The 4,166-nt window shown below is 70.1% G+C and carries 8 protein-coding genes; 6 read left to right on the top strand and 2 right to left on the bottom strand.

The annotated features are described in order from the left end of the window. Positions 1-141 precede the first annotated feature (141 nt). Positions 142-1,038, bottom strand: a complete 897-nt coding sequence (locus WBA97_RS09220; RefSeq protein ID WP_424230309.1) for a hypothetical protein — start codon at positions 1,036-1,038, stop codon at positions 142-144. Between the two features lie 118 nt (positions 1,039-1,156). On the opposite strand from WBA97_RS09220, the gene WBA97_RS09215 reads away from it, so the two are divergent. The 5 genes from WBA97_RS09215 to WBA97_RS09195 all read left to right on the top strand — a co-directional run bounded on the left by WBA97_RS09215 (position 1,157) and on the right by WBA97_RS09195 (position 3,301). After that, complete coding sequence (locus tag WBA97_RS09215; RefSeq protein ID WP_424230308.1) at positions 1,157-1,291, top strand: hypothetical protein; 135 nt, start codon at positions 1,157-1,159, stop codon at positions 1,289-1,291. 110 nt (positions 1,292-1,401) lie between these two features. Then, positions 1,402-1,659 (top strand): hypothetical protein, encoded by a 258-nt coding sequence (locus WBA97_RS09210; RefSeq protein WP_424230307.1) that lies wholly within the window; start codon positions 1,402-1,404, stop codon positions 1,657-1,659. Positions 1,660-1,746: 87 nt separating this feature from the next. Next, the gene (locus WBA97_RS09205) at positions 1,747-2,061 is read left to right on the top strand and encodes an ArsR/SmtB family transcription factor (protein WP_424230306.1); all 315 of its coding nucleotides are present in this window, start codon (positions 1,747-1,749) and stop codon (positions 2,059-2,061) included. Next, complete coding sequence (locus tag WBA97_RS09200; RefSeq protein ID WP_424230305.1) at positions 2,058-2,342, top strand: hypothetical protein; 285 nt, start codon at positions 2,058-2,060, stop codon at positions 2,340-2,342. The genes WBA97_RS09205 and WBA97_RS09200 overlap by 4 nt, the downstream gene beginning before the upstream one ends. Positions 2,343-2,353: 11 nt before the next feature. After that, positions 2,354-3,301, top strand: coding sequence for an NAD(P)-dependent alcohol dehydrogenase (locus tag WBA97_RS09195; protein WP_424230304.1), 948 nt, complete (start codon positions 2,354-2,356; stop codon positions 3,299-3,301). A 4-nt stretch (positions 3,302-3,305) separates the two neighbouring features. On the opposite strand, the gene WBA97_RS09190 is transcribed toward WBA97_RS09195, so the two are convergent. After that, entirely contained in the window at positions 3,306-3,563 is a 258-nt protein-coding gene (locus WBA97_RS09190; protein ID WP_424230303.1) for an amphi-Trp domain-containing protein, read from the bottom strand. 152 nt (positions 3,564-3,715) lie between these two features. Here WBA97_RS09190 and WBA97_RS09185 point away from each other — a divergent pair, with 152 nt between their 5' ends. After that, positions 3,716-4,018, top strand: coding sequence for a hypothetical protein (locus WBA97_RS09185; protein WP_424230302.1), 303 nt, complete (start codon positions 3,716-3,718; stop codon positions 4,016-4,018). Positions 4,019-4,166 lie beyond the last annotated feature (148 nt).

Raw genomic sequence — 4,166 nt, 5'->3', positions numbered from 1 at the left:
TGGATGGCCGTCGTGATCGAGGTGGTTCCTGGCGGTGCCGCGCAGGCATCGTCGTACTGGACCGTACTTCGATGCCTGCGCGGTGCCGCCAGGGGCCGCCTCGGCGCGGCGGGCGCCGCCATGCCCTGTTCGCGCGCCCTCTTACTCGCAGGCGGTGCCGTCACCGTCTCTGTCTAGGTCGTAGATGTCACTGCCGATCACCTGGACCGGGCCGGACGCGTACGCGGGACCGTTGCCGCTGCCGCCTTCGCAGTCGACGTCACTCGCGATCGGCACGCACCCGGTGTAGTTCGGATCGCAGCCGGACCGTGGTTCGGGTTCGGCCACCGGCGGCGGCGCGGGTGCCGGAGGCGGCTCCGCCACGGGCTCCTCCGTGACCGGCGGCGCGACGACCGCGGGCGGCGGCGGTGGCGGCGGCGGAGTCGTGGTGGTGGTGGTCGTGGTGGTGGTCGTCGTCGTTGTCGTGGTGGTCGGCGGCGGATCGAAGGTCGTCGTGATGGCGGTCTCCCCTGCCGCGGTGTCCGTCGGCTGGTCGTCGTCGTTGCCGCCGAAGAGCACGCCGAGGAGGACCATGAAGGCGACCACGACCGCGACGATTCCCAACGGCTTCTGCCAGCCGAAGACGACCGGCTTCCGCGCCGTGGCGACGGCGGCGACGGGCATGGGCCGGACGGGGGCGAAGCGTTCCGTCGGTGGTTCGGCGGCGCTCGGTGTCGGCGCGAGAAGCGCGGTGTTCGCGTTGGGTGGCAGGAGGAGCGTGACCTGGAGGCCGCGTTCGTCGCGGGTCACGGTGGCTTCGCAGCCGACGCGGCCGCCCTGCTCGACGAGCGGGGCGTAGCGCTGCGCCATCATGTGCGTCAGCTCACCGACGCGGTGCCCGTCGACGCGGACCTCGATGCCGCGTTTCCCCTTGTACTTGCCGGCAGCGATGGTGCACCACACCAGCTCGGCGGCGATGCGCCGTTCCCCGCCATGGGCAACGGTGTAGCGCGACAGTGCGCGCTGGTGGTGTTCTTCGCGTGTGACGGTAACCGGCACATCACCACGCACCATAGAAAGACCCGGCGTCGGGTTCTCAATCATGACGAGTCATTCGGCCGCCCGCACGAACCCGTTACCGGATCAACGGAAATCCCCGTCTGCCAGAATTCGCGGCATGCGCGGAATCCTGGCGGCGGCCGTGTTGCTCCTGCTCACCGCCTGCGGTGACGAACCGGATGCGGGCAGCGACCAGGACGCCGCCGGGTTCTCGGTGGTGCGCGACGCGGTCGAGTTCCCGTCGGCGAGGTAGGTGCCACCTGGCACGCCGTCGGCACCGTCGGCAACCCGAACGGCCCCGACCGTCCACTGTGGCTGTCCAGCGAGGACGGCACGACATGGACCGCGCGGGACACCGCGTCGATGGGTGAGGGCGGCATCGTCGCCGCGACCGTCGACGATTCGGGCGCGCTCGTCCTCGTCGGGGTCCGGGACCAGGTGGGCAAATACTCCCCCGGTGCGCGCGAGACCTACTGCGGGGTCGTGTGGGCCGGTGCCGAGGGCGGACCGTTCGACCGCGGCGAGCTCGACTGCACCGAGTTCCCGCCGACGGCGGCCGCCACGCTCGCCGACGGGCGCGTCCTGATCGCGGGCAACCGCGACCTCTGGGTACGCGACTGACCACACTCCGTCAACGGTATTGCGACGCCGTCCGGTGACGGCTTAACCTTTCACCTGTAAGTAATTTCTGACAGGTGTAGGAGAGTCATGACGGGCGATGAGCTGGTCGAGATGTTGGCCGCGCTGGCCAACCCGATCAGGCTGCGGATCGTCGCGCGGCTCGCAGAGGGACGGCAGTACGTGAGCCAGCTGGCCCGCGAGATCGGGATCAGCCGCCCCCTCCTCCACATGCACCTGCAGCGACTCGAGGCGGCAGGCGTGGTCACCGGCAACCTCGAGCTGTCCGGGGACGGCAAGGCGATGAAGTACTTCGAGGTCACCGGGTTCGACGTGCGGCTCACCGCGGCGACGCTCGCCGCCGCGGCCGCGACCATCACCCCACCACGCAAGGAGCAGACGTGACGTACCTGGCCGCGGACGACACCACCTGGCCGCAGGCGATCATCCTTCTCGGCGTCATGGTCGTCGTGATCATCCTGATCGGCGGCGCCTTCTCGACGTTCCTGGACCTGCGCAAGGCGAAGCTCGTCGCCGAGCAGGAGGACAGCCTGCGCCAGCTCGTGCGCCGCTACGAACAGCTCGCCGAGAACACCCTCGACGCGCAGCAGCGTTCCGCAGCGGACCTCGCGGAACTCCGCTCGCGTGCGACCGCGATCGAACAGATCCTCAGAACGGTGGAATGACCATGAAAGCGATGGCGCGGGATGACTACTGCGGCCCGGACGGGCTCGAGTCGCGCGAGGTCGACACCCCTTCCCCTGGCGCGGGCGAGGTACTCGTCCGCGTCCGCGCGGCCGGTGTCGACCAGGGTGCGTGGCACGCGCTGACGGGCCTCCCCTACCTCGGCCGCCTCTACTTCGGGGTGCGCAGACCGCGCGCGAAGGTGGTCGGCATGGACGTCGCGGGTGTCGTCGAGTCGGTCGGCGCTGGCGTGACCACGCTCCGGCCGGGCGACGAGGTGTTCGGCATCTGCGACGCCGCGTTCGCCGAACACGCCGTCGGCAAGGCGAAGACACTCCTGCACAAGCCCGCCAACGTGACCTTCGAGCAGGCTGCGGCGGTTGCCGTCTCGGCGTGCACCGCCCTGACCGCGCTGCGCGGAGTCATTGCGGGACAACGGGTTCTGGTGATCGGCGCGGGCGGCGGGGTCGGGTCCTTCGCGGTGCAGCTCGCGACGGCGTTCGGTGCGGCCGTGACCGGCGTGTGCAGTACGTCCAAAGTGGAGTTCGTGCGGTCGCTTGGCGCGGTCGCGACGATCGACTACACGAAGGAACCGCTCACCGGCGAGTACGACATGGTGCTCGACATCGCGGGCCACCGGCCGATCCCGGCGTTGCGCGCACTGCTCACGCCGCGGGGCACACTGGTGGCCATCGGCACCGAGGACGGCGGCCGCTGGGCCGCCGGAGTCGACCGGAACCTCGCGATGAAGACCCGCAACCCGTTCACCCGCCAGACGTTGCGGGCACCGCTCTCGATCGTGCGGCCGGCGGAGCTCGAGGAACTGTCCGCACTGCTGGCGGACGGCAAGCTCACGCCGGCCGTCGACCGGACGTTCGCGCTGGGCGACCTCCCCGCGGCGATCACCTACCTGCGGGACGGCCGCGTCAAGGGCAAAGTCGTCGTGATTCCCCAGACGTGATCGCCTAGACGACGGCCTCGTCGTCGGCGTCGTCGTCCTCCGAGTCGAGCTTCCACTTCAGCTGGAACTCGACCTCCTCCTCGCCGTCGCCCCGCTCGTGTTCGATGGAGAACTCGGCGCGCGCCGGGACCCGGAACCGCTCCCCGGCGATCTGGATGCGGAACGACGTCCCGGACTCCAGCGCGTCCGCGAGGCGGCGCAGTTTCGCCACCACGTCCGGCGTCGAGTAGATGCGCTCGATGTCCCTTGTCGCGTCGGCCACGTGACCTCCGTTGTCAGGCGCCCTCGGATGGGCGCGGTGGGCGCATTCAATCACCCGATCCGGGCACGCCGGACGGGAGCACAAGGTGGCATGCGACCCCATTTGCCGGTAGTGTCCGAATCATCACATTCTGCGACAGAGAGGGCTCAATCATGGGCTTGTTCGACGCCGTCCGGGAGAAGGCAGCCGAGCTACTGTCCGGCGCGACGGAGAAGGTGAGCGAACTGACCGGGACGGATCTCGGCGACGCCCAGCAGAACGCCACCGACTCTGCGCAGAACCTGGGCGACACCGCCCAGGGCTACGCCGACACGGCAAGCGGTGCCGGTCAGGACCTCGCGGGCACCGCAACGGACTCGGCGCAGAACCTCGCGGACACCGCGGGCGACACAGCCTTCGGTGCCGTGGCGGACACGCCCGTCGGCGAGTACATCGACCCGCGCGGGCAGCAATAGAGGGCGCGCGAATAGGGTCGGTGGATGGCCGTCGTGATCGAGGTGGTTCCTGGCGGTGCCGCGCAGGCATCGTCGTACTGGACCGTACTTCGATGCCTGCGCGGTGCCGCCAGGGGCCGCCTCGGCGCGGCGGGCGCCGCCATGCCCT

Source organism: Actinophytocola sp. (assembly GCF_049647105.1).
Lineage (GTDB): Bacteria > Actinomycetota > Actinomycetes > Mycobacteriales > Pseudonocardiaceae > Actinophytocola.
The sequence above is the reverse complement of the archived record's forward strand: the minus strand, read 5'-3'. Positions and strand labels throughout refer to the sequence as shown.